This is a genomic window from Amycolatopsis sp. NPDC034160 (assembly GCF_055575355.1).
In genome coordinates this window covers 180,994-206,520 of the sequence record NZ_JBVISU010000016.1, presented here as the reverse complement: position 1 = coordinate 206,520, position 25,527 = coordinate 180,994, and the positions used below count along the sequence as shown (strand labels likewise).

Annotated in this window: 20 protein-coding genes and 1 pseudogene; 12 read left to right on the top strand and 9 right to left on the bottom strand. The window is 69.5% G+C overall.

Annotation, left to right across the window (positions count from 1 at the left end; genetic code table 11):
• Positions 1–82: 82 nt before the first annotated feature.
• The 4 genes from clpX to tig all read right to left on the bottom strand — a co-directional run bounded on the left by clpX (position 83) and on the right by tig (position 4,534).
• Positions 83–1,378, bottom strand: coding sequence for an ATP-dependent Clp protease ATP-binding subunit ClpX (clpX, locus tag ACZ54P_RS28630; protein ID WP_061988908.1), 1,296 nt, complete (start codon positions 1,376–1,378; stop codon positions 83–85).
• Between the two features lie 275 nt (positions 1,379–1,653).
• Positions 1,654–2,325: an ATP-dependent Clp protease proteolytic subunit gene (locus ACZ54P_RS28625; RefSeq protein WP_465464672.1), complete on the bottom strand. Its 672-nt coding sequence runs from the start codon at positions 2,323–2,325 to the stop codon at positions 1,654–1,656.
• 28 nt (positions 2,326–2,353) lie between these two features.
• Positions 2,354–2,956: a ClpP family protease gene (locus ACZ54P_RS28620; RefSeq protein ID WP_037310765.1), complete on the bottom strand. Its 603-nt coding sequence runs from the start codon at positions 2,954–2,956 to the stop codon at positions 2,354–2,356.
• Between the two features lie 207 nt (positions 2,957–3,163).
• Entirely contained in the window at positions 3,164–4,534 is a 1,371-nt protein-coding gene (tig, locus tag ACZ54P_RS28615; protein WP_465464671.1) for a trigger factor, read from the bottom strand.
• A 398-nt stretch (positions 4,535–4,932) separates the two neighbouring features.
• Between tig and ACZ54P_RS28610 the strand changes: the two genes are divergently transcribed.
• The 8 genes and pseudogenes from ACZ54P_RS28610 to ACZ54P_RS28575 all read left to right on the top strand — a co-directional run bounded on the left by ACZ54P_RS28610 (position 4,933) and on the right by ACZ54P_RS28575 (position 15,597).
• Complete coding sequence (locus ACZ54P_RS28610) at positions 4,933–7,014, top strand: fatty acid desaturase (RefSeq protein ID WP_465464670.1); 2,082 nt, start codon at positions 4,933–4,935, stop codon at positions 7,012–7,014.
• 171 nt (positions 7,015–7,185) lie between these two features.
• A complete protein-coding gene (locus tag ACZ54P_RS28605; protein ID WP_465464669.1) occupies positions 7,186–8,724 on the top strand; it encodes a sensor histidine kinase in 1,539 nt (512 codons plus the stop codon).
• A gap of 4 nt (positions 8,725–8,728) precedes the next feature.
• Positions 8,729–10,630 (top strand): ArnT family glycosyltransferase, encoded by a 1,902-nt coding sequence (locus ACZ54P_RS28600; RefSeq protein WP_465464668.1) that lies wholly within the window; start codon positions 8,729–8,731, stop codon positions 10,628–10,630.
• Positions 10,631–10,704: 74 nt separating this feature from the next.
• The gene (locus ACZ54P_RS28595) at positions 10,705–11,964 is read left to right on the top strand and encodes a bifunctional glycosyltransferase family 2/GtrA family protein (RefSeq protein WP_465464667.1); all 1,260 of its coding nucleotides are present in this window, start codon (positions 10,705–10,707) and stop codon (positions 11,962–11,964) included.
• A gap of 4 nt (positions 11,965–11,968) precedes the next feature.
• Positions 11,969–13,828 carry a glycosyltransferase family 39 protein gene (locus ACZ54P_RS28590; RefSeq protein WP_465464666.1) on the top strand — a complete coding sequence of 620 codons (1,860 nt, stop codon included), beginning with the start codon at positions 11,969–11,971 and terminating at the stop codon, positions 13,826–13,828.
• A gap of 60 nt (positions 13,829–13,888) precedes the next feature.
• On the top strand, positions 13,889–14,050 hold the full coding sequence (locus ACZ54P_RS28585; RefSeq protein ID WP_465464665.1) for a hypothetical protein: 162 nt from the start codon (positions 13,889–13,891) through the stop codon (positions 14,048–14,050).
• 328 nt (positions 14,051–14,378) lie between these two features.
• Positions 14,379–14,540: pseudogene (locus tag ACZ54P_RS28580) on the top strand (HNH endonuclease); the annotation flags it as partial.
• Between the two features lie 358 nt (positions 14,541–14,898).
• The gene (locus ACZ54P_RS28575; protein ID WP_465464664.1) at positions 14,899–15,597 is read left to right on the top strand and encodes a PP2C family protein-serine/threonine phosphatase; all 699 of its coding nucleotides are present in this window, start codon (positions 14,899–14,901) and stop codon (positions 15,595–15,597) included.
• A 9-nt stretch (positions 15,598–15,606) separates the two neighbouring features.
• On the opposite strand, the gene ACZ54P_RS28570 is transcribed toward ACZ54P_RS28575, so the two are convergent.
• The 3 genes from ACZ54P_RS28570 to ACZ54P_RS28560 all read right to left on the bottom strand — a co-directional run bounded on the left by ACZ54P_RS28570 (position 15,607) and on the right by ACZ54P_RS28560 (position 17,809).
• On the bottom strand, positions 15,607–15,786 hold the full coding sequence (locus tag ACZ54P_RS28570) for a hypothetical protein (protein ID WP_465464663.1): 180 nt from the start codon (positions 15,784–15,786) through the stop codon (positions 15,607–15,609).
• Positions 15,787–15,859: 73 nt separating this feature from the next.
• Positions 15,860–17,317 (bottom strand): amidohydrolase, encoded by a 1,458-nt coding sequence (locus tag ACZ54P_RS28565; protein WP_465464662.1) that lies wholly within the window; start codon positions 17,315–17,317, stop codon positions 15,860–15,862.
• A gap of 39 nt (positions 17,318–17,356) precedes the next feature.
• On the bottom strand, positions 17,357–17,809 hold the full coding sequence (locus ACZ54P_RS28560) for a MarR family winged helix-turn-helix transcriptional regulator (RefSeq protein WP_465464661.1): 453 nt from the start codon (positions 17,807–17,809) through the stop codon (positions 17,357–17,359).
• 140 nt (positions 17,810–17,949) lie between these two features.
• On the opposite strand from ACZ54P_RS28560, the gene ACZ54P_RS28555 reads away from it, so the two are divergent.
• The 3 genes from ACZ54P_RS28555 to ACZ54P_RS28545 all read left to right on the top strand — a co-directional run bounded on the left by ACZ54P_RS28555 (position 17,950) and on the right by ACZ54P_RS28545 (position 21,980).
• Entirely contained in the window at positions 17,950–19,131 is a 1,182-nt protein-coding gene (locus ACZ54P_RS28555) for an MFS transporter (RefSeq protein ID WP_465464660.1), read from the top strand.
• A 30-nt stretch (positions 19,132–19,161) separates the two neighbouring features.
• A complete protein-coding gene (locus ACZ54P_RS28550) occupies positions 19,162–19,995 on the top strand; it encodes an aldo/keto reductase (protein WP_465464659.1) in 834 nt (277 codons plus the stop codon).
• A gap of 137 nt (positions 19,996–20,132) precedes the next feature.
• Positions 20,133–21,980: a M48 family metalloprotease gene (locus tag ACZ54P_RS28545; protein ID WP_465464658.1), complete on the top strand. Its 1,848-nt coding sequence runs from the start codon at positions 20,133–20,135 to the stop codon at positions 21,978–21,980.
• On the opposite strand, the gene ACZ54P_RS28540 is transcribed toward ACZ54P_RS28545, so the two are convergent.
• Both ACZ54P_RS28540 and ACZ54P_RS28535 read right to left on the bottom strand, forming a co-directional pair.
• Entirely contained in the window at positions 21,977–22,807 is an 831-nt protein-coding gene (locus ACZ54P_RS28540; RefSeq protein WP_465464657.1) for an SAM-dependent methyltransferase, read from the bottom strand. The two genes, ACZ54P_RS28545 and ACZ54P_RS28540, sit on opposite strands and share 4 nt — an antisense overlap.
• A 163-nt stretch (positions 22,808–22,970) precedes the next feature.
• Entirely contained in the window at positions 22,971–24,068 is a 1,098-nt protein-coding gene (locus ACZ54P_RS28535) for a sialidase family protein (RefSeq protein WP_465464656.1), read from the bottom strand.
• A 144-nt stretch (positions 24,069–24,212) separates the two neighbouring features.
• Here ACZ54P_RS28535 and ACZ54P_RS28530 point away from each other — a divergent pair, with 144 nt between their 5' ends.
• Positions 24,213–25,526: a serine/threonine-protein kinase gene (locus ACZ54P_RS28530; RefSeq protein ID WP_465464655.1), complete on the top strand. Its 1,314-nt coding sequence runs from the start codon at positions 24,213–24,215 to the stop codon at positions 25,524–25,526.
• Position 25,527 lies beyond the last annotated feature (1 nt).

Sequence of the window (25,527 nt, the reverse complement as noted above, 5' to 3'; positions counted from 1 at the left end):
CGCGACCGGAGAAACCGATGCCCCGGCCGGAAGATCCGGCCGGGGCATCGGTGACGACAGCGCGCTGTGCGGAGGCGCCGCCTCAGGCGGACTTCTCGCCGCGCTCGCTGCTGCGACGACGGGACGGCTGACGCGCCACGATCGTCGGGTTCACGTTCTCGCGGACGGTCTGCTCGGTGATGACGACCTTCGCGACGTCGTCGCGGCTGGGGATGTCGTACATGACCGGCTGCAGGACCTCTTCCATGATCGCGCGCAGACCGCGGGCGCCGGTGCCGCGGAGTACGGCCTGGTCGGCGATGGCCTCGAGGGCGTTCTTGGTGAACTCCAGCTCGACGTTGTCCATCTCGAAGAGCTTCTTGTACTGCTTCACGAGCGCGTTGCGCGGCGTGGTCAAGATGCTGACCAGCGACTCCTTGTCCAGGTGGGTCACCGTCGCCACGACCGGGAGCCGGCCGATGAACTCCGGGATCAACCCGAACTTGATCAGGTCCTCCGGCATCGTGTCGGAGAAGATGTCGCTCTCGTCGATCTCGGCCTTGGTGCGAATCTCCGCGCCGAAGCCGAGGCCGCGCTTGCCGACCCGCTCGTTGATGATCTTCTCCAGCCCGGCGAACGCACCGGCCACGATGAACAGCACGTTCGTCGTGTCGATCTGGATGAACTCCTGGTGCGGATGCTTGCGGCCGCCCTGCGGCGGTACCGAGGCAGTGGTGCCTTCGAGGATCTTCAGCAGCGCCTGCTGCACGCCCTCACCGGACACGTCGCGGGTGATCGACGGGTTCTCCGACTTCCGGGCGATCTTGTCGACCTCGTCGATGTAGATGATGCCCGTCTCGGCCCGCTTGACGTCGTAATCCGCCGCCTGGATCAGCTTGAGCAGGATGTTCTCGACGTCCTCGCCCACGTAACCGGCTTCGGTGAGCGCCGTGGCGTCCGCGATCGCGAACGGGACGTTCAGCATCTTCGCCAGTGTCTGGGCCAGGTAGGTCTTGCCGCAGCCTGTCGGCCCGAGCATCAGGATGTTGGACTTCGCCAGTTCGACGGTCTCGTCCTTGGAATCCTTCGGCCCGGCCTTGTCGTCGGACTGCACGCGCTTGTAGTGGTTGTACACCGCCACTGCCAGCGAACGCTTCGCGTCGTCCTGGCCGATGATGTACTGCTCGAGGAACTCGTGGATCTCGGCGGGTTTGGGCAGCTCGTCGAGCTTGACCTCACCGGCCTCCGCCAGTTCTTCCTCGATGATCTCGTTGCAGAGATCGATGCACTCATCGCAGATGTAGACCCCAGGGCCGGCAATGAGCTTTTTCACCTGCTTTTGGCTCTTGCCGCAGAAAGAACATTTCAGCAGGTCGCCGCCGTCACCGATCCGTGCCATGGCCGTTGACCTCGTCCCCTCCGGCGCACTCTATTACGCCTGCACTGCACGCCTGAACTGCAACGCCTGCGCTGGTGCGCCTGCACTGTTGCGCCTGACTCTCGTACCGCCCCGGTCACGGATGACCGCTCGGAGCCTCACTCATCGCCACTGACGGTACCCGCCCGATGCCGTCGGCGGGAGAACCAACGTCACATCTGAGCACGCCAGAAGCTGACCTTAGACCAGGGATCCGGTGCGTGTCGTCTCCCGACACGCACCGGTTCCGTCCGCGATCAGCTGCTCGAAGCCTTCCGGTACTCGAGCACCTCGTCGACGATCCCGTACGCCTTGGCCTCGTCGGCCGTCAGGATCTTGTCGCGCTCGATGTCCTTCTTGATGTCGTCGGCGTCCTTGTTCGTGTGCTTGGCCAGGATGACCTCCATCTGGCGGCGCACCCGCTGGATCTCGTTGGCCTGGATCTCCAGGTCCGACACCTGGCCGTAGGTGCCCTCGGTGGCGGGCTGGTGGATCAGCACGCGCGAGTTCGGCAGCGTGAACCGCTTGCCGGGGGTACCGGCCGCCAGCAGCACCGCGGCGGCCGAAGCGGCCTGTCCGATGCACATGGTGACGATGTCGGGACGGACGTACTGCATCGTGTCGTAGATCGCCATCAGCGCGGTGAACGAGCCACCGGGCGAGTTGATCAGGATCATGATGTCGCGGTCCGGGTCCTCGTGCTCGAGGTGCAGCAGCTGGACCATCACGTCGTTCGCCGACGCGTCGTCGATCTGCACGCCGAGCATGATCTGACGCTCTTCGTAGAGCTTGTTGTACGGGTTCGACTCCTTGATGCCGTAGCTGGTGCGCTCGACGTAGGAGGGCAGGACGTACCGCGACTGCGGCAGCTGGAGCCGCGACTGCGGCCCAGGTCCCTGCGACCCGATCGGAAGCTGGAAGTTGCTCATTGAAATTTCTCCTGTGTGCCAGCGCGGATCAGCGGTTGGGAAGCGGGTTCTCGCGCGTGAGGACCTGGTCGACGAAGCCGTAGTCCTTCGCCTCCTGCGCGGTGAACCAGCGGTCGCGGTCGCCGTCCTTGACGATCTGCTCGACCGTCTGACCGGTCTGCTCGGCCGTGATCTTGGCCAGCTCCTGCTTCCACTTGCCGAACACCTCGGCCTGGATCGCGATGTCGGAGGCGGTACCGCCGACGCCCGCCGAGGGCTGGTGCATGAGGATGCGCGCGTGCTGCAGCGCGTACCGCTTGCCGGGCGTGCCGGAGGACAGCAGGAACTGCCCCATCGACGCGGCCAGGCCCATCGCGTAGGTCGCGACGTCCGGGCGGATCAGCTGCATGGTGTCGTAGATCGCGAAACCCGCGGTGACCGAGCCACCGGGCGAGTTGATGTAGAAGCGGATGTCCGACTCGGAGTCGTCTGCGTCGAGCAGCAACAACTGGGCGGTGATCCGGTTCGCGACCTCGTCGTTGACCTCGGAGCCGAGGACGACGATGCGTTCCTGGAGCAACCGCTCGAAGACTGAGTCGGTGAGGTTGAGCCCTGCGGTACCGGTCCGCGCCTCGGGCGTGTGCTGCGTCACGTCTGCCTGCCTTTTCGCCGACGGCGGCGTGGCCGTGCCTCGCCGCCGCTGTTGTGTCCAGATGCTGCGTGTCGGAGATGCTGTTGCCGTCTCCAGATGCTGAAGATCTCGCAACCGACCCTAACGAACTTGGGCGGTGCAGAATGCCTGACACCGCCCAAGTTCGCTTACAGCTTTACGGTCCTTTTCGCGAGGACCGGGTATTCCCTACTCGGCCGCAGTCTTCGCGGTCTCTTCGGTGACCTGCGTCTCCTGTTCTGCGGGGCCGAAGAGCTCTTCGAGGTCGACCGCGGTGCCGGAGGCGTCGGTCACGGTGGTCTTGCGGACCACCGAGGCCAGCGCCTTGCCGCGGCGGACGTCGGCGTAGATCGCGGTCAGCTGACCGGACTGCTGCGCCCGCTGGACGTACTCGTCCGGGCTGACGCCGAAGCGCTGCGCCTGGTAGATGATGCGTTCGGTGAGCTCGCCGTCGTTGACCGACGTCTGCTCGGCGTCGGCGATGCTGTCCAGCAGGAGCTGGGTGCGGACCGCCTTCTCCGACTCTTCGCGAACCTCGGTGTCGAACTCTTCGAGGGTGCGGCCTTCGGCTTCGAGAGCCTTGGCGAACTGCGCCTCGTCGTGGTCGAACGGGTGGATCGCGTCGTGCTTGCGGTTCTCGATCTCGGCCTCGAGGACCTTCTCCGGGATCGCGACCTCGGTGCGCTCGAGCAGTTCCTCGAGGACCTTGTCCCGCGCCTGGACGCCCTGCTGCATCTTCTTGACGCGGCCGAGACGGTCGCGAAGGTCGGCCTTCAGCTCGTCGATCGTGTCGAACTCGCTCGCCATCTGGGCGAACTCGTCGTCCGCCTCCGGCAGCTCACGCTGCTTGATGGTCTGCACGGTGACGGTGACCTCGGCGTCCTTGCCCGCGTGCTCGCCGGCGACCAGCTTCGTGGTGAAGGTCTTGGTTTCGCCCGCGTTCGCGCCGATGATCGCCTCGTCGATGCCGTCGACGAGCTGGCCGGAGCCGATCTCGTAGGACAGTCCGGTGGTCGAGGCCTCCTCGACCTCCTGGCCGTCGACGGTGGCCGCGAGATCGATCGAGACGAAGTCGCCGTTCTCGGCCGCGCGCTCGACACCGGTCAGGGTGCCGAAGCGGGCGCGCAGCTCGTCGAGCTGCTCGTCGACCTCGGCGTCGGTCAGTTCGACGTCGTCGACGCTGACCGAGAAGCCTTCGAGGTCGGGCAGCGAGATCTCCGGGCGGACGTCGACTTCGGCGGTGAACTCGAGCACCTCACGGTCCTCGAGCTTGATCACCTCGAACTCGGGCTGGCCCAGCGTGCGGACCTCGCCCGCGCGCACGGCTTCCATGTACTTGGCCGGAATGACCTCGTTGACGACCTCGTCGAGCACCGGGGCTCGCCCGATCCGGCTTTCCAGCACGCGAGCCGGCGCCTTGCCCGGGCGGAAGCCGGGGATGCGCACCTGCTGGGCGATCTTGCGGTAGGCGCGGTCGAAGTTCGGCTTGAGCTCGTCGAACGGCACCTCGACATTGATCTTGACTCGCGTCGGGCTGAGCTGCTCGACGGTGCTCTTCAACGTATTCTCCTCGAGCGGTAAACGATGTGATTGAGCATCCGCATGTGGTGCACAGCGGATGTCCCCTGGTCGCCTTGCAGACCGGGCCGTCCGAGTCTAGGCCCCGCGGATCGTCGGCCCGGGTCCGGGGCCGCTCCAGCGCCGCCGGACCCCTCGCCCCGGCCGTTCACAGGTTTCGGCGGGTGTCCGCCGAACCGGCCGTGGACCACCCGATCGGATCAGTTTTCGGTTCTTCTCTGTCACGAACCGGCCCTTTCCTGGACACGGATGCGCGCCACGCTTCACCATCGGGCGCTTCGGCGGGGCGTTGCAGCAGGTCGATGAAGTTTACAAACCAGTACTAATTGTCTACGGTGTGGCAGCTTGTCCCGGTAGCCATCGACCGAGGGGACCGATCGATGACCGTCACCGCTACCCGGTCCGAGGACACCGGGGGACTCCCGGCGAGACCGGCGCGCCGCGGCGTACCCGCGCCGCGGATCCCGCTTCCGATGGTCTCGGTGCCGACCGTCCTGCTCTTCGCCGTCGGGGCCATGGTCTGGGCCGGCGCCACCTGGCTGGTGGTGAACGAGGCCGCGCCGCTGTGGGTGACCATCCCCCTCCACGCGCTGGTCACCTTCACGATGTTCACCGTGCTGCACGAGTCGACGCATCACGCGGCCGGGCAGCTCACCTGGGTCAACGAACTGCTCGGCAGGCTCGCGATGCCGTTCGTGGCGGGGTACGGCTCCTTTCCCCTGGTGCGCTACATCCATCTGGAACACCACCGCAACACCAACGAGGACGCGCACACCGATCCCGACGCGTGGACCGCGCACGGCCCCTGGTGGCAGTTGCCGCTGCGGTGGCTGACGATCGACTTCTGGTACGCCCGCTTCTCCGTGGCGCGGCAACGCACGCGGCCGCCGTCGGAACGCGTCGAAAACGCCGCCGCCGTCGTGCTGAGCCTCGCCGTGTTCGCCTGGCTGACCGCGACCGGTCTCGGCTGGGAACTGCTGGTGATCCACCTGATCCCGCAGCGCGTCGGGCTGGCCGTCCTGGCCTGGTGGTTCGACTGGCTCCCGCATCACGACCTCGGCGCGCGACGGCAGAACCGGTTCGGCGCCACCCGGGTCCGCGTCGGGCTCGAATGGCTGATGACGCCGATCATGCTCTGTCAGAACTACCACCTCGTGCACCATCTCCACCCGGCGATCCCGTTCTACCGGTATCTGCGGACGTGGAAGGACAACCGCGAGGCCTACCTCGCCAGGGACGTCCCGATCGCGACGGCGTGGGGCCGCGGCCTGACGTCGTCGGAGTACCGCGAATGGCGTCAGCTGACCGGCTCGTTCACCGAAGAGCCACCCGCTCCCCAGCCCCGGCAGCCGAGCCGGTTCCACTCGCTGCGGGTCGCCGAAGTGCGGCCGCTGTGCGAAGGCGCCGTCACCGTGACGTTCGACGTGCCCGAACAGCTGCGGGAGACCTTCCGGTTCACTCCCGGCCAGCATCTCGTCATCCGCGCGGAGGTCGACGGTGAAGAGGTCCGGCGCGCGTACTCGATCTGCTCGACGCCGGAATCCGGAGTACTGCGGATCGCGATCAAGCATCAGCTCGGCGGCGCGTTCTCGACGTTCGCCACCACCGAGCTGGAGGCGGGCGACGTTTTGGAAGTGCTGCCCCCGCACGGCACGTTCACGCTAACCCCGGAACAGGGCCGCACCGGCCGGTACGTCGCGCTCGCCGCCGGCAGCGGGATCACGCCCATCCTGTCGATCCTGACCTCGACCCTGTTGACCGAACCGAACAGCAGGGCGACCCTGCTCTACATCAACACCTCCGGCGCCAGCACGATGTTCGCCGCCGAACTCGGCGACCTCGCCGCGCGGTTGGGCGGACGACTGCACGTCGTGCACTACCGCACCGACGAACGGGACCCGGACCTTCGCACGCACCGGATCGAGAAACCGTTCGACGCCGTCGGCGAGGCATTGGCGATTTCGCACGAGCGCTACCAGCGCGGCCGTCTCGACGGCACCCGCCTCCGTGCGCTGCTCCAAGCGCGGCTGCACCCGGCGAAGGTGGACGACTGGTTTTTGTGCGGCCCGCGCGAGCTGGTCGACATGGCCCGCCGGACGCTGGCCGACAAGGACGTCCCCGAGGAAAACGTTCACTTCGAACTGTTCCAGGGCGCGCTTCCCGTCCGGCCCTCGCGGCGGCCGGGTCCGATGCTGACGGTGACCGCGGGCGGGAAGACCGTCGAAATTCCCGCGACCGTGGGCGAAACCGTGCTGAGCGCCGCCCTGCGTCACGGCGTCGACGCGCCGTACGCGTGCGTCGGCGGGGCTTGCGGGACCTGCCGGGCGTCGGTGGTGCACGGCAGCGCGCGGATGGACGTGCACTACGCGCTCGGGGACGACGAGGTCGCGGCGGGACGGATCCTGACCTGCCGCGCGGTGGCGACGTCGCCCGAACTGAGCGTGGACTACGACCGGCCGTGAGGGCCCTTACGCGACTCGACCTTCACACCTTCCCCGGTACATGATGGCCCCCTTCCTTTCGCCAGGCGCAAGGAAGGGGGCCATCATGTACTTCACGACTTAGCCCAGGCACACAGCGGGCTCACAGGTGGGTCACACCGCGCGCATACGACCGCGGCGCACGCTCGGGTCATGGCATCCGGCTCGGTCTCCTCCGCCGGCCCGCGCCGGTGGACCCGGCCCGGACGGCTTTCCCTGCGCACCAAGCTGACCGGCTCGATGGTGCTGCTGCTCACCTTCGTCTGCCTGGTGATCGGCGTCGTCAGCGAGATCGCGCTGCGGTCGTTCCTCATCGGCCAGATCGACGGCCAGCTCTCAGCCGCGTCGGCCCGCGCCCATGACTACGCGAATCAGCCGCCGGACGACCTGCCCGGCCCGGGGCCCGATCCGCTTGACGCGCCGGGTCAGGCGTCGGGGACGCTGAGCGTGCGCTTCACCGGCGACCGGGTCCTCTACGCCGGAGTGCTTTCGGTACAAGGACTTCCGCAGGGTCTCTCGGCCGAACAGGAGGCCGGGCTGCTCTCCGTCCCCGCCGACCGGCCCCCGGCGACCCTGGCGCTCGGCGGCCTCGGTGACTACCGGGTGCAGGCCGTCTCGATTCCCGGCGGGGTCGTCGTCACCGGCCTCCCGCTCGAACCGATGCAGGACACCTTGGCGACGGTCGGGTGGATCCTGTTCGGGGTGGCGGCGGCCGGCGTCGTCGGCGCGGGGTTTCTCGGCGCGGTCGCGGTCCGGCGCACCCTGCGGCCGCTCGACCGGGTCGCGGCGACCGCGGGCCGCGTGTCGGCGATGCGGCTCGACCGCGGTCAGGTCGCGCTTTCCGTGCGGGTGCCCGAAATCGACACCGATCCGCGCACCGAGGTCGGCCAGGTCGGCTCGGCGCTGAACCTCATGCTCGGGCACATCTCCCAGGCGCTGGAAGCCAGGCAGGCCACTGAAACCCGCGTCCGTCGGTTCGTCGCGGACGCGAGCCATGAACTCCGCACCCCGCTCTCGGCGATCCGCGGCTACGCGGAACTCGCCGGCCGCGGGAGTGCGCTGGTGCCGCCGGAGGTGGCGCGTTCGCTGTCCCGCATCCAGTCCGAGGCCGCCCGCATGACGACGCTGGTCGAGGATCTCCTGCTGCTGGCGAGACTCGACGCCGGACGGCCGCTCGAAGCGGGTGTCGCCGATCTCGCCCGGTTGACCGCGGACGCAGTCGGCGACGCGCACGTCGCGGGCCCGGACCACCGCTGGGAACTTCGGCTGCCGGATGGGCCGCTGACCGTCCGCGGCGACGTCCAGCGCCTGCACCAGGTGCTGGCGAACCTGTTGTCCAACGCGCGCACGCACACCCCGCCGGGAACCACGGTGCGCACCGCGCTGAGCCGTTCCCACAACGGGACCGCGGTGCTGACCGTGACCGACGACGGCCCCGGTATCGCGCCGGAACTTCTGTCGAGCGTCTTCGAACGCTTCGCGCGCGGGGACTCCAGCCGTTCGCGCACGGCGGGCAGCACCGGGCTCGGGTTGGCGATCGCGTCGGCGATCGTGGTGGCCCACCACGGCACCATCGAGGTGCACAGCCGTCCGGGGCACACCGAGTTCGCCGTGTCTCTGCCGGTGATCGAATCCCCACAGCGGGTACACAGCTTCGGCACAACCACGCCCCAGGTCGGCACCCGACGCTGAGGTCATGACCCTCCTCGCCTCTCGCGACGCCGCCGACGAAGACACCGAAGACGCCGCGACGGCGGACCAGCCGTCCGATCCACGCTGGGTCCGGCCCTCCGTCGCCGCGCTCCTGCTCGCCACGGCCGTCCTCTATCTCTGGAATCTCGGCGCATCCGGCTGGGCCAACGCCTTCTATTCGGCGGCGGCACAGGCCGGATCGCTGAGCTGGAAGGCGTTGTTCTTCGGCTCGAGCGACGCCGCGAACGCGATCACGGTCGACAAGACACCGGCCGCGCTGTGGGTGATGAGCCTTTCCGCGCGCCTGTTCGGCGTCAACGCCTGGAGCATCCTCGTACCGCAGGCGCTAATGGGTGTCGGTTCGGTGGCGCTGCTGTACGCCACGGTGCGGCGGACGTCCGGCCCCGCCGCGGGCCTGCTGGCGGGCGCCGTCCTCGCGCTCACCCCGGCCGCCGCGCTGATGTTCCGGTTCAACAACCCCGACGCGCTGCTCGTCCTGCTCCTGGTCGCGGGCGCCTACTGCGTCGTGCGCGCGTTGGAGAACGCGAGCCCGCGCTGGCTGGCGCTGGCCGGGGTCGCCGTCGGATTCGGTTTCCTCGCGAAGATGCTGCAGGCTTTCCTGGTACTGCCCGCGTTCGGGCTCGCCTACCTGATCGCCGCGCCGACGTCGGTCGCCCGCCGTCTGCTGCACCTGTCCGGGGCTTTGACCGCGACGGTCGTCGCGTCGGGCTGGTATCTCGCCGTCGTCGCGTGGTGGCCTGCCGCGGACCGGCCGTACGTCGGCGGCTCGCAGCGGAACAGTCTGTGGGAACTCGCCTTCGGCTACAACGGGTTCGGCCGCATCACCGGCGACGAGGTCGGCAGCGTCGGCGGCGGCGGGAACGGCGGCTGGGGCGGCACCGGCTGGGACCGGTTGTTCGGTACCGAGATGGCGGGCGGGATCGCCTGGCTGCTCCCGGCCGCCGTCGTCGCGCTGGCCGCCGGGTTGTGGTTCACCCGCCACGCTCCGCGCACCGACCGCGGGCGGGCGGCGCTGATCCTGTGGGGCGGCTGGTTCGTGGCGACCGCCGCGGTGTTCAGCTACATGAGCGGCATCATCCACGCCTACTACACGATCGCGCTCGCCCCGGCCATCGCGGCACTCGTCGGAATCGCGGGTGCGCAATTGTGGCGTGCGCGAAGCAATCCGACCGCGGCGGGCACCTTGAGCGCCGGGACCGGGTTGACCGCGCTGACCACGTATCTCCTGCTGTCACGGCATTCCACGTGGCTACCGGGACTGGCGATCGCGATCCTCGTGGCCGGGCTCCTGTTCGCGATCGGAGTCTTCGTCGCTTCCCGGTTGCCTGATGCCGTGAGGCGCCTGGTCGCCGTCGGCGCGCTGGTCACCGTTCTCGCGGGCACCGGCGCGTACACGGTCGCCACCGCGGCCACCCCGCATTCCGGCGCGCTGCCCTCGGCGGGCCCGGACACCGGACGCGACATGGGGCCGGGCGGCGGCGGGATCGCCATCGGCGGGCCAGGCGGGGCCGCCAAACGCGGCGGCGGTGGTCTGCTCGGGACGAGCCTGCCCGGCGAGAACCTCGCCGCACTCCTTCGGAAGGACAGCGAGAACTACACCTGGACGGCCGCGACGGTGGGCTCCAACAACGCGGCGGGCTACCAGCTCGGCAGCGGGGCACCCGTGATGGCCGTCGGCGGCTTCAACGGCACGGACCCCGCTCCCACCCTGGAACAGTTCCAAGAGTATGTCCGAAGTGGACAGATCCACTACTTCCTCGGCGACGGCATGATGATGCGCGGCGAGACCGGCAGCGACGCCGCCCAGCGCATCGCCGACTGGGTCGCGGAGACCTACACACCGGCCACTGTGGACGATGTCACCGTCTACGACCTGAGCCGGTGAACCCCGTGACGGAACACAGCGACGGCACAGGCGGGGCACAAGCCTGCCTCAGCGCCATCCCCGAGATTGAAGACATGACAGCCGCGATCCGTTCCGGCGCCGGCACCGGCCGCCGCCCCGCCATCACCTCGACCGGCTCCGCCGTCCTCGACGTCGTCATCCCGGTCTACAACGAGGAAACCGACCTCGAACCGTGCATCCGCCGCCTGCGCGCCCACCTCGTCGAGCAGTTCCCGTATCCGTTCCGGATCACCGTCGCGGACAACGCCAGCACGGACGGCACCCTCCACGTCGCGGAACGGCTGAGCCGGGAGTTCGACGACGTCGAAGTCCAGCACCTGGAGGAAAAAGGCCGAGGCCGCGCGCTTCGCTCCGTTTGGTCCACTTCGGACGCTCCGGTGCTCGCCTACATGGACGTCGACCTCTCGACCGATCTGGCCGCGCTCGGGCCGCTCATCGCACCCCTGCTGTCCGGGCATTCCGACCTCGCCATCGGCAGCAGGCTCGCCCGCGGCGCCCGGGTCGTGCGCGGACCGAAGCGGGAATTCATTTCCCGGTGCTACAACCTGATCCTGCGCGGCACGCTGGCGGCGAAGTTCAGCGACGCGCAATGCGGTTTCAAGGCGATCCGCGCCGACGTCGCCGAGCGGCTGCTCCCCCACGTCCAGGACACCGGCTGGTTCTTCGACACCGAACTGCTCGTGCTGGCACAGAAGGCGGGGCTGCGAATCCACGAGGTCCCGGTCGACTGGGTCGACGACCCGGACTCGTCGGTGCACATCGTCGCCACCGCCACCGCCGACCTCAAGGGCATCGCGCGGCTGACCAAGGCGACGCTGACCGGGCAGGTCCCGATCGGCGGCCTGCGCGAACAGCTCGGCCGCGCGCCGATCCAGGTCCAGGCGCCGGGAGTGGCGCCGAGCCTGGTGCGGCAACTGGTGCGGTTCGCCGCCGTCGGCGTCGCCAGCACCGTCGCGTACCTCGTGCTCTTCCTGCTGCTGCGGACGTTCACCGGCGCGCAGGCGGCGAACCTGGTCGCGCTGCTGGTGACGGCGATCGGCAACACCGCGCTCAACCGGCGGCTGACCTTCGGCATCCGCGGCAGGGAAAGCGCCGGACTGCACCAATTCCAGGGCCTCATCGTGTTCGGCCTCGGCCTCGGGCTCACCAGCGGCGCGCTGGCGCTGCTGCACACGATGACGGCACCGGGGCTGCCGCTCGAGATCACCGCCCTCGTCCTCGCGAACCTCGCGGCCACCGTGCTGCGTTTCCTTCTGCTGCGCGGCTGGGTGTTCCGCTCCCGCCGTCAGCCCGCCACCGAGATGGAGAGCTGAACCCATGACCACCGCACTCGCTTCCCGGGCGGAACCCGGATCCGTCGAGGAAAACGCCGCGAAGCCACCGGGCCGTTGGGTCCGCCCCGCCGTTCTCGGGCTGCTCGCCGCGACCGCGCTGCTGTACTTCTGGAACCTGACCGCCTCCGGCTACGGCAACACGTTCTATGCCGCCGCGGTCCAATCCGGCACCCAGGACTGGAAGGCGTGGCTGTTCGGCTCCCTCGACTCGGGCAACGTGCTGACCGTCGACAAGCCCCCGGCCGCGCTCTGGGTGACGACGGCGTTCGCACGGCTCTTCGGCTTCTCCAGTTTCACCGTGCTGGCCCCGCAGGCGCTGATGGGCGTCGCCTCGGTGGGTCTGCTGTACCTGACGGTGAAGCGGACCTCCGGACCGGTCGCCGGGCTGTTCGCCGGCGCGGCGCTCGCTGTCACCCCGGTCGCGGCGCTCATGTTCAAGTTCAACAACCCCGACGCGCTGCTGACCTTGCTGCTGATCGTCGGCGGGTACTGCACGGTCCGCGCGATCGAGAAGGCGAGCCCACGCTGGCTGGCCTTCGCCGGTGCCGCCGTCGGGTTCGGCTTCCTCACCAAGATGATGCAGGCGTTCCTGGTGCTGCCCGCGTTCGGACTCGCGTACCTGATCGCCGCGCCGGCCTCGCTGGGCAAGCGGGTGCTCCACCTTTTCGGGGCGCTCGTCTCGGTGGTCGTCTCCGCGGGCTGGTTCATCGCGCTGGTCGACCTGTGGCCGGCCGATTCACGGCCCTACATCGGTGGTTCGACCGACGACAGCCTGCTCGAACTCGCCTTGGGCTACAACGGTCTCGGCCGGATCTTCGGTATGGGCGGCGGCGTCATGGTCGGTGGTCCTGAAGGCGTCGTGAGCGGCACCACGGGCGGCGGAAACGTCGGCTTCGGCGGTGAGAGCGGCCTGACCCGGATGTTCGGCGCCAGCTTCGGCGGCGAGGTGTCGTGGCTGCTGCCCGCCGCTTTGATCGGCCTGGTCGCCGGACTGTGGTTCACCCGGCGGGCCGACAGGACCGACAAGACCCGCGCCGCGCTGATCGTGTGGGGCGGCTGGATGCTCGTCACCTCGCTGGTGTTCAGCTACATGAGCGGCATCGCGCACCCTTACTACGCCGTCGCGTTGGCGCCGTCGATCGCCGCCGTGGTGGCGGTCTCCGGAACCTCGCTGTGGCGCGGACGGGCGTATCTCGCGCCGCGGGTGTTCCTGTCGCTGATGATCGCGGCCAGCGCCGTTTGGGCCTGGATCCTGCTGGACCGCAACGCCGACTGGCTGCCCGCGCTGCGCTGGATCATCGCCGGGCTGGGCCTGGTGACCGCGACGATCGTGCTCGTGGGTGTCCCGCCGATGCGCAAACTCGTCGCCGTCGTCGCGACGGTCGCGGTGCTGGCGGTCGGCCTCGGCACCACCGCGTACGCCATCGAAACCGCCTCACAAGCGCATTCCGGTTCGATCCCGCTGTCCGGGCCGGCCACGAGCGATACCCCGGGGATGGGCCGTATGGACAGGGAAGAGGGCTCCTCGGCGGAGATCGGGACCATGCTCGCCGCGACCACGACGAAATGGGCGGCGGCGACGGCGAGTTCGCAGTCGGCGGCGAGCCTGGAACTCGCGAGCGGGAAGGCGGTGATCGGCATCGGCGGCTGGAGTGGCCAGGACCCGGCGCCGACGCTGGCGGAATTCCAGCAGTACGTGGCGAACGGCGAGATCAGTTACTACGTCGAGGGCGGCCGCGGCGGCGGTCCCGGCGGCGGGTCGAACGAGATCTCCGAATGGGTCGCCGCGAACTTCACCGCCACCACGATCGGCGAGCAGACGGTGTACAAGCTGATCTCCTGAAAAGGCGTCGACAGAGGATGGGACGCACGAGAACCTGGACGGCCGTACCGCTGGGATCTCGTGCGCCCCGGTGACGCGGAGCTGTGCTTCGTCGGCCGATCGGCGGACAGCGTGCACGACCTGCTGAGCGGAACGCCGTGGCGGGAACGGATCCACCAGCTGCCGTTGTCGTTCGCCGGAACCTGTCTCACGAAGTCCGATGTGGACAGTCTCCGCCCCTAACTCGCTTCGGCGGACCTCAGCCCGTACGATCTCGCGCGCGGCAGACCGAAGGTGTTCGTCGACCTCCAGGGGTCACCAAGCGCTACTTGAGTCCGGTGACTTCCGAGACGGCCGGGTCCGAGTCGCCGAGAAAGGTTCGGCAGCGGTCGTCTACACCGGACGCACCTTCACCGCTCTCTACCGACTGCTGCGCGACTGGATCGAGGACGAGCGCGAGGCTGGCTGCGGACGCTGATCACGCGGCTGCGATAGGTCACGCGAGCGAGCTTGGCACATCTCGCATTTAGAGGACTAAACGCGGAGTTCCGCACGGTAGTCGGCTCACTATCTCCGAAATTTGACCCTGCTGTGCGGTTTTCATCACCGGCTGATCCACCACGGCGATTGGGAAGTCCACATGGCGGCCGACGGCCTACCCGAGTTCACGCCACCCCAGTACCTGGACCCGTTACGAAGACCCCGGCGCAACACTCTCCACCGCGCCGCCTAACTCCGCATCACCCGAGGGGCCCGCCAGCCACACCGCCGACGGGCCCCTCGGCCTGCCCACGGACCAACACGGGAGGCGAGGCTGTGACGGCACCAACGACCGCCTCCGGTCACCTGACCTGCCGACTGGGAGGTGGTGAACGCGGCGATACGGGCCATACCGGCAGACTGCGCTCGCCCAAGCATGTAGGCCAACCTCTCGAAAGCACAATGCCCGGCAGAGGACCGCACGCCCCTCCTCAAGCCAGCGCCCCACTCCCCCACTCACCAGCCTTTCGACAGCGAACCCTCAGCCGGAACACAGGAAACGAGCGGATTCTGGAAGTGGGAAAGAATCACCCGGCGGTGAGGAGAAGACCATGAGGGAGCTTCCACACTGGCACACGGCGAGCGCGCAGGGGCCGCGCAGGCACAACGCGGACGCCGTCGGGGCGTTCGCGGCCGCGGACGGTACGGGGATCGTGTTCGCGCTGGCCGACGGTGTCGGGGATCACCCGAACGCGGCATACGCGGCGCGGACGGCGGTTTCGGCGGCGACCCGGACCCCGGCCGGGCAGGGCGCGGTCGCGGCTGTTCTGGCTGCTCAGCGCGCTGTGCTCGAGTCCGGCGGGATGGGTGACTGCGTCCTCGTCGTGGCCGTCCGGACCGGCGAGGGGTATGGCATCGCGTGGGTCGGGGACGCGCGGGCGTACGCTTGGGACGGTTACAGCGTGCGGCAGGTGACAAAGGACCATACGCTCGCGCAGTACTTCCGCGACCACGAACAGCCCGTGACACCGCGGATGGAACACGTCGTCACCAGCAGCGTCCGCACCGCCGGTGATCACGAGATCGGCACGGCAACCGTCACCACCGGTGGGCTTCTGCTCACCAGCGACGGCGTGCACAAGACGCTCAGCGGGCCGACCATGCTCGACATCCTCGCGATGCCGGACAGGGCGGCCACAGAGCTGGTGCGGACGGCGATCTCGCTCGGTGGCTCCGACAACGCCACCGCGATCGTGGTGGATCCGCCCGGTGCGGATCTGACCACGGAGAAGTTTCGCGTCGCGGCCTGAACCGGGCGGTCAGGCCGCGACGCGATCCCGTTTGAGCTGGCGGTACTCGCGCAGCACCAGCACGACGATCACGACGTCGAGCGCGGCGAAGAACGGCGGCGACGGGGTAGGCCGGACCAGGCCGAGCCGCAGGGCGCCGCCGAGTCCCTTCAGGGCGATGGCGATCCGGAACAGCTTCTCGGTGGTCATGGCGCTCCTTCCACGATCACCTCACCCTGCCGCACCCGGTCACCGCGCGCAGCCGCCGTCACCGGAACAAGGATCACGACACGAAAGTGATCCTGCCGTTCATCACGGTGGCGGTGACGGGGATGTCGCGGAGTCCGGCGGGTGAGAGCTTCACCGGGTCCACAGCGGTGATGACCAGATCCGCGACGTCCCCGACCGCCACCCCGGTCCGGCCACCGGACGCCGCCGCGAGCGCGGCCGCCAGCGGCATGGCCTGTTCGGGATGCCACGCCGGACGCTCGTCGTCGGTGCGGCTGACCGCGGACGCGATCGCGTCCCACGGATCCAGCGGCGCGACCGGCGCGTCCGAGCCGAACTCCAGGCGCACCCCGGCGCGGTGCAAGGCGCCGTACGGGAAAGCCCGGTCGGTCCAGCCGTGCCAGTGCCGGTCGGCGACGTCGCGGTCGTCCGGCTGATGGGCGGGTTGCACACTCGCGACGACGCCCAGTTCGGCGAAGCGCGCGACGTCCTCGGCGCGCAGCAGTTGCGCGTGCTCGATGCGGCCCGCGCAGCCGATAGTGGCGAAAGCGTCGAGCGCGATCTTGTTGGCGTGGTCGCCGATCGCGTGCACCGCCGGGGAGAGGCCGTGCCCGGACGCCTTGCGCATCAACGGTTCCAGCTCTTCAGGCGGCAGTTCGAGCAGTCCGTGGGACTCGGTTCCGGCGTACTGTCCCACGCAGTACGCGGTGCGCGTGTTCAGCGAACCGTCGACGAACAGCTTGAACGGGCCGACCGTCAGGAGCCCTCCGGTGTCTTCGAGGACGTCGCCGGTGCGGTGGCCGCGTTCGACGGCGGTGTCGAGCAGGTACTTCGCGATCACGCAGGAAACCCGGACCGGTAAGGGTTTCCGGGCCAGCCGTCGCCGCCAGACGGTGACAGTGTCGGTGTACTCGTAGTCGACGATCTTGGTGACGCCGCGCGCGGCCGCCGCGTCGAGCGCGTCGGCGACCCAGCCGTCGATGACGTCGTCGGGGGCGACCGGGAGTTCGGCCGTCGCGCTCATGCAGTCGTTCTCCAGCAGCACCCCGGTCGGATGCTCGCGGCCGAGGAGCTTCAGCGCCGCCGGGCTGAGCCACAGCGTGTGGAGGTCGGCGCTGAACAGGGCGACGGGATGCCCGGGCAGCGCCTTCTGCAGGAGGTCCTTGTGCGGCGCGTCGGGCCAGAGGCCGTCGCGGAAGCCGGCGCCCAGCACGAGATCACCGGGCGGTACGGGATTCGCCAGCAGATGGGCGAGCACGAGCTCGACCGCGTGCGCGGCGGAGGTCGCCTCCCCCAACGGGATCCGGCGGCGCGCGGCGGACCACTGCGCGGTGTGCACGTGCGCGTCGACGAGGCCGGGCAGCAGCGTGCCGCCATGGCCGTCCAGGATTTCCGACGCTTCACCCGCGTGCCCCGGGCCCTCGATGGCCGCGATCCGGCCGCCCTTGATCAGCACGTCCGACAGGGAACCCGCCAGGCCGACCCGGACCCGGCGCAACAGAAGATCGTCCACGCCTTCACCCTGCCAGGCCGCCTCGCGATTCGGCAGGGGTCAGGGGCGGGCGAAGGTGAGCTTTCCGAGCGCGGCGACCAAGGGGGCGAGTTCCGGGAGTTCCTCCGCGGCCGCGAGGGCTTCGGTGAGGACCACGTCGTGCGTCGGCCGTGCGGCCGCGAGCAGTTCCTTCCCCCTCGCCGTGACCTCGGTGTAGATCCCCCGCCGGTCGGTGGGGCACAGGTACCGCTGCAGCAGCCCCCGGTCCTCCAGCCGCGAGACCAGCCGCGTCGTCGCCGACTGGCTGAGCACGACGGCGTTCGACAGCTGGTTCATCCGCAGGTGGAAACCGTCCTGTCGGGCGAGCACGTCCAGCACGGTGTACTCGCTGACGGACAGTTCGTGCTTCTGCGCCAGCGCGCGTTCGAGCGCGTCCTCGATCCGCGCGTGCAGTGCGGCGAGGGTCCGCCAGCCCTGCGCGCGTGCCTCCACGGCGTCGTCGGCCAGTGACACGGTTCACCTCTTCCCCGGTTGCCCGAGCTTCGTTGCGTCATGCATTATCAAGCGTGTGCAATATACGGCGCGTGCAACTATTTCAAGCGCTCGTAGTTGCCCACGCCAGTTACCACTCTACGGGAAGAAGTGAGCCTCCTATGCCTGCCGCTCTGCTCGCCTTGGCGATCAGTGCCTTCGGTATCGGCACCACCGAGTTCGTGATCATGGGCTTGTTGCCCGAGGTCGCGGGCGACTTCGGCGTCTCGATCCCCTCCGCCGGGCTGTTGATCTCCGGCTACGCGCTCGGTGTCGTGGTCGGTGCGCCCGTGCTGACCGCGCTCGCGTCGCGGGTGCCGCGCAAGACGGTGCTGGTCGGCCTGATGGTCCTGTTCATCGCCGGCAACATCGTGTCGGCGCTGGCCCCGTCCTACGGCCTGCTGATGACCGGCCGCGTGGTCGCCGCGCTCGCGCACGGCGCGTTCTTCGGCGTCGGCTCGGTCGTCGCCGCTTCGCTGGTGGCGCCGAACAAACAGGCGGGCGCCATCGCGATGATGTTCACCGGGCTCACCGTCGCGAACGTCCTCGGCGTACCCGCCGGGACCGCGCTCGGGCAGGCGTTCGGCTGGCGGTCGACGTTCTGGGCGGTCAGCGTCCTCGGCGTGCTCGGCCTGATCGGGATCCTCGCCCTGGTCCCGGCGCGGGCGACGACGCGGTCCGCGGGCCTGCGCGGTGAACTCGCCGTGTTCCGGCGCCCGCAGGTGTGGCTCGCGCTGGCGATGACCGCGCTCGGTTTCGCCGGGGTGTTCGCCTCCTTCACCTACATCGCCCCGATGATGACCGAGGTCGCCGGCTTCTCCCCCGGCGCGGTGACCTGGCTGCTCGTGCTGTTCGGCGGCGGCCTGTTCGTCGGCAATCTGCTCGGTGGCAAGGCCGCGGACCGCTCGCTGATGCCCAGCCTGTACGTCATCCTCGCCGCGCTCGCGACCGTGCTGATCGTGTTCGTCTTCACCGCGCACGCGCAGCTTCCCGCCGCGATCACCATCGCGGTCTTCGGCGCCGCCGGTTTCGCGACCGTCGCGCCGCTGCAGGCCCGTGTGATGAACAAGGCCGAAGGCGCTCCCGCGCTGGCGTCGGCCGCCAACATCGCCGCGTTCAACCTCGGCAACGCCGGGGGTGCCTGGCTCGGCGGCAAGGCCATCGACGCCGGTCTCGGCTACACCGCGCCCAACTGGATCGGCGCCGCGCTCGCGCTCGCCGGACTGCTGGTCGCGGTCATCTCAGGCATGCTCGATCACGGGCGGCGGAAGGCTCGTCGCGCCGAACCGGCCCCCGTCGCCTGATCCGTGAAGTACCCATCGAAAGGAAAGCAAGTGACCGACATTCCCACCGTCGAGCTGAACAACGGGGTGGAGATGCCGCGGCTCGGGTTCGGCGTCTTCCAGATACCCGACGAGGAGACCACCGCCGCGGTCAAGACCGCGCTGGACGCCGGGTACCGCAGCATCGACACCGCCGCCGTCTACGGCAACGAAGCCGGGGTCGGCAAGGCTCTCACCGAGTCCGGGATCGCCCGCGACGACCTGTTCGTCACCACCAAGCTGTGGAACGGCGACCAGGGTTACGACTCCACACTGAGGGCGTTCGACGCCAGCATGGCCAAACTGGGCCTGGAGCGGCTCGACCTCTACCTCATCCACTGGCCGACGCCGGAGCGCGATCTCTTCCTCGACACGTGGAAGGCCTTCGAGAAGCTCTACGCCGACGGCCGGGTGCGCGCGATCGGCGTGTCCAACTTCCAGCCCGCCCACCTGGAGCGCGTCCTCGACAGCGGTTCGGTCGTCCCGGCGGTGAACCAGGTCGAGGTGCACCCGTACCTGCAGCAGGCCGAAGTGCGCGAGTTCGACGCGAAGCACGGCATCGCGACCGAGGCGTGGAGCCCGCTGGCCAAGGGCGGCGACCTGCTCGGTGAAGCCGCCGTGAAGGCGCTGGCGGACAAGCACGGCCGCACGCCCGCGCAGATCGTGCTGCGGTGGCACCTGCAGCTGGGCAACGTCGTGATCCCGAAATCCGTGACGCCGTCGCGGGTCAAGGAGAACCTCGATGTCTTCGGGTTCACCCTGTCGGATGAAGACGTCGCGTCGCTGTCCCCGCTGGACCGCGGTGAGCGGACGGGACCGGATCCCGACACCTTCAACGTCGCCTGAGCCCGGTAGCTCTTCGTTTTGGCACGAGCCCTCTGTGTAGCCGGTTACTATTCGGCCGCACAGAGGGCTCTTGTGCGAAAAGAGGTAACCGGACGATGCAGGCCCGAGGACGTGCCGTCCTCGCGACACTTGTGCTCGTGGCGTTCCCAGTGGCGGTCGTCGCGGTGGGTGTCGCCAGTGTGCTGGCCGGCCTGCGGATCCAGGGCAAGATCGGCACCTACGTCATGCTCGCCGGGCTCGCGATGATGATCGCGCTCGGCTTCGGGCTGGTGAGCGCGTTGCGGGCGCGGCGTCCCCCGATCGAGGGACCGCGGCTGGACCGCGACGCCCATCCCGCGTTGTGGCGGATGATCGACGACCTCGCCGCGCAGGTGAAGACGCGGCCCCCGGACGAGATCGTGCTGATCGGCGAGATCAACGCGGCGGTCACCGAGGACGCCCGGTTCCTCGGCCTGCGGCCGGGCCGTCGCACGATGCTGATCGGGCTGCCGTTGCTGGCCGCGATGAGCGTGAGCGAACTGCGGTCGGTGCTCGCGCACGAACTCGGCCACTACAGCGGCGGCCACACCCGGTTGCTCGCGCTCACCTATCGCGGCACCCAGACGCTGGCGTTCACCGTCGACAGGCTCGACGGCGGCCCCGCGAGAGCCTTGCTCTCGGCGTATTCGAAGCTGTACCTGCTCATCGCGCGGTCGGCGAACCGGCGGCAGGAACTGCAGGCCGACGAGGCGTCCGTCCTCGCGGCGGGAAGCCGGACGGCGGCCGCGGCACTGCGGAAGGTCGCGACGCTGGGCCCGCTCTGGGACGACTACTGCGAGCGCTACGTCTCGCTCGGCGCGCGCGCTCGGCGGACCCCCGCGGTACTGCTGGGCTTTCGTTCGTACCTCAACCACCCGGTCCAGCGGGACTGGGTGACCGAGTACGCCGACGACGTCCTCGACGGCGAAGAGCTGTCGAAGTTCGACAGCCACCCGCCCACGAAACGGCGGATCGCCGCCTTGGCCGGGGTGCCGGACAACCCGGTGAAACCGGACGCGCGACCGGGCTGGTCGCTGCTGGGCGCGCCGAAGGTCGACGTCCCCGAGGCGGAACTGGCCGTGCTGGTCCGCGACGTCGGGCCGCGGGCGGATTGGGACGAGGTCGTCAAACGCGCCGGCCGGGCGTCGGTGGCGGAGGGCGCGAAACTGCTGACCGCGGCCGGGATCGAGAGCAGGCTGGCGCCGCGCGGCACGGTCGGCGAGGTCGTGCGGGTGCTGCGCGACGGTGACGCCGACGCGCTCGCCAAACCCCTGCGGGCCCCGTCCCGCGAAGAGGGCCGCCGCCTGCTGACCGAGTTGTTCGCCGACACCGTCACCGCCGCGATGATCGACAACGGCGTGGCCGCGCACCGGCTGAACTGGGGCGGCGGCTGGGAACTGTGCCTCGGCGACGGCGAGCCGTTCGACGTCGCCGAACTGGTCGGCCCGGCCGTGGCGAGCCCGCGCGCGGTCGACGAACTGGTCCACAACCTGCAGCTGCTGAAGGTGCCGGCCGGCTACTTCTGCAAGCAGGAGCCCGAACGGGAACCGGATCCCGCCGAGGCCCGGATGCTCGGGATGTTCACCGCGCTCAAGGCCAAGCGGAAGCTCTACGACCTGATCGTCTGCGACACCGAAGTGATCCTGCTGCCGATGGCGCGTTCGGTGCTGCTCCGCCGCGGCGTCGCCGGACTGATCGGGGCGCGCGGCGTTTCCGACCGCAAGCGGATCCGGAAACTGCAGGAGCGCGGCCTCGACGATCTGCGTGCCGAACCGGGTGCGCGGCGGATCCCGTTCACCGACATCGTCGCGGGCGGCTTCCCCCGCCGGAAGCTCACCGCCTACCTGACGCTGGAGCTGTCCGACGGCGAGACACTGGAACTCGCGATCACCGGCAACACCGACGACTTCGGAACCGCGCACGACGCGCTGAAGGCGTACTTCCGGTCCTTGAAGGCCGACCGCTAGGCCTTGAAGCCGACGCCGCCGAGGCTGAGGTGGTTCAAGTCGCTCAGCGGTGCCAGGCGTGGCCCTTCCGGCCACCATTCGTGCAGGTGGACCACGCCGGGCTCGAGGATCTCCAGCCCGTCGAAGAGCGATTCGATCTCGTCGCGGCGGCGGTGCACCGTGCGGTACCCGGTTTCGGCCATCAGGTCGTCGATCTTCCACGCGAGCGCGGCACGGGGACCGTCGCCGGGGTTGAAGTCGTGGGTGATCAGCACATACGACCCCGGCGCGATGGCGTCGGCGTAGGCGCGGACGATCGCCTGCGCCTCGCCGAGGTCTTCGATGTGGTGCAGCACCGAGTTCAGGATCACCGCGACCGGCCGGTCGAATTCGAGGTGCTCGGCGACCACCGGATCGGTGAGGGTCTGCTCGGGGTCGGTCAGGTCAGCGCCGCTGACGTGGACGAGGTGGTCCTCCAGCAGGGCCAGCCCGTGTGCCTGGACGACCGGGTCGTGGTCGACGTAGACGACCAGCGCGTCGGGGTTGTACCGCTGCGCCGACTGGTGGGTGTTCTCCGCGGTGGGCAGACCCGCTCCCAGGTCGAGGAACTGGTCGATGCCGCGGGCGCCGGCGAGGAACCGGACCACGCGGTTCGCCCAGGACCGGAACTCCTTGGCCATGGCGGCGGAGTCGGGGGCGAGCGCGAGCAGATCCGCGACAGCCTGCCTGTCGACTTCGTAGTGGTCGTGTCCGCCGAGGAGGGCGTCCTTCATCCGGGCGAGATTGGGCTTGCTGTAGTCGAGCGGCAGCGGCCGCCTCGGCACAGACCGGACCTCGTCCGAAGTCATGGACACGTTCCACCCTTCAGCCGCGCATGGGGCGCGCGAGCGCGTCCCACGGCTCCCTCGTCATCGACGGACAGTACTCAGATTACGACATGGCGTGTGGGTTCGTGAACCTCCCTCAGGGCCTTGCCTACCTGCGGTGATCAGTCATGCGGGCAGGGTCGCGTCAAGCGAAGGCGAGTTCACTCCAGGTGACGCCGCCGTCGGTGGTGCGGTAGAGGGCCGATCCACCCTCGGCGTCAGGCAGGCCGTCGACCACCACCCCGACGCGCTCGTCGGGGAAGTCGAGGTCGTTGAGGCACACCCCGCGGCCGCTGAGCACCGCCGTCTTCCAGGTCGCGCCGCCGTCCGTGGTGCTGTGCAGGAAGCCGGTGCCGCCGCCCTCCGCCGCGACGGTCGCCGCCGAGGGTGACGCGGCGCTGAAACTCTGGTTGATCCCGAGCGTGGGCGCTTGCGCCGTCCCGGTGAACGTCCCGCCGAGCTTCGGCGCCCGCCACAACCGCCGGACGGTCGCCCCCGGCTGCGGCCTGCCCGGTCCCCCGCTGCACAACGCCAGCACCTGACCCCGCCGGATTCCGCTCAACGAAGCCGAACTGTCCGGCGGGCACGGCGGCGGCGCGCTCGCGAAGGTGAGGCCGTCGGCGGACGTCCAGTACTTCTGGACGCGGTAATCCGCCCCCATGGAGACCTGCACGCCACCGCTCACGGCGACGTCGCCGTAGGTCGCGGAACCGGTGACGGTGAACCCCGGGACCGGCAAAAGGACCCGGGTACCGGCGAGCCCGGCGTACAACGTCGTCGTCGACGGGCTGCCGAAACCGGTGACCATCGCGAACACGCGCGGCCCCGATTCGGTTATTTTCGAAATATAGAAGGGCTCCTGGACGCCGGCGAGCCGGACGCGGGACCACTTGACGCCGCCGTCGCGACTGGCGAGCAGCCGGGTGCCGTCGGAGAGGAAGAGGTCACGGTCGCCGATCACCGTGAGTTTGACCTGGTTGTGGTTGTCCGGCAACGAGATCGGCGGCGCGCCGACCTGTCGCCACCGCTCCCCGCCGTCGGTGGTCGACAGCAGCGACGCGCACCATCCCGGCTTCCCACAGGGCGAGAACCCGAGGACGAAGCCGAGTCTCGGTCCGGTCCAGCTCGTCGACGCGGGAGCGAAACCCTTGGGCACCAACGAATCGGCGGTGGCTGCCGGGGCGAGGACGGCCAGGGCGGTCAGGGCGGTGGCGGCGAGCGCGGCCCACCGGTTCGGCTTCATGACCACGAGACGTCCGGCCCTCGCCGGGGTTGCCCGCCATTCGAAGTGAACCCATTGTTCACCTCCGGTACGCTCGCAAGCCTTGTTTCGCCCGGCGCCGGACCGGGTATACGTCGTTCGGCCGGTGAGACGGAGGTAGCACCGATGGATGACGCGGGTGCGCGCGCTGGTGGTGAGGAAGACGAAGACCTCGACGCCGGTACCACGCAACGCCGCTTCACCCTGAACGTCCACGACCCGGACCATCTCCCGCACCGCCTCGCGGGCCGGTACGAGGTGGGGGATCTGCTCGGCCGTGGCGCGACAGCGCGGGTGTTCCGCGCCTACGACCTGCGCGAAGGGCGTGAGGTCGCGCTGAAGCTCTTCCACGCCGACACCATGACCCGCGACCAGCGGCGCCGTGAGCAGGAGATCCAGACCCTCAGCGCGGTTCGCCATCCCGGACTCGTCCCGCTGTACGACGCGGGCTCCGACGACGGCTACAGCTATCTCACGATGCGGCTGGTCGACGGGCCGAACCTGGCCCAGCGCCTGCGGTCCGGCCCGCTCTCCCAGGCCGCGGTCGTCGACCTGGCCGCCCGGCTGGCGGACGCGCTCGCGCACGTCCACGCCCACGGCATCACCCACCGCGATCTCAAGCCGGCGAACATCCTGATGGCCGACGACGGCCCGCTGATCGGCGACTTCGGTGTCGCGCACGCCTTCGACGCGACCAGGGTGACCGAGACCGGCGGTGTCGTCGGCACGGCGGCGTACATGGCCCCCGAACAGGTCCGCGGTGAGAAGGTCGGCCCGCCCGCCGACGTCTACGCGCTCGGGCTGGTCCTGCTGGAATGCCTGTCCGGCGAACGCGAGTACACCGGGACGCCGGTCGAGGCCGCGGTCGGACGGCTGCACCGTCAGCCGCGGATCCCCGACGGGCTGTCCACCACGATGACCACCCTGCTGCGCGGGATGACCACACGCAAGCCGGCGCAGCGGCCGACCGCGGCGGCGATCGCGCGGATCCTGCTGGAAGACTCCACCGGCACGGCGGTCGCCCTCCTCGCCCCGGTCGGGCGCAAGCGAGCGGCCGTGGTCGCCGCCATCAGCGCGCCCGCCGCCGCGATCACCATCGGCGTACTGCTGGCGGTCAACCAGAACGAGGCGAAACCCCTTTCGCCGCCCGAAGGGATGATCCCGCCCGCGACGAGCGCGACCTCCGGTCCGGTCGCGGGCGAGAACCCGCCGTCCACGGAGGTCGTCGAGGTGCCCGCACCCGGGACGAAAGCCTCCGGCGGCACCGTCGTGGTGACCGACCAGGTGCCGGTGACCACGAATCCGCCGGCCACCGGCGAAAACGGCGGTGTCACCTCGACGGCGGACCGCCCGTCCTCGGCCAAGCCGGGGCCCAGCTCCCCGGACAGACCGAGCAAGACGAGGACCAAGACGAAGACGACCACCCCGGACCCCGGCTGAG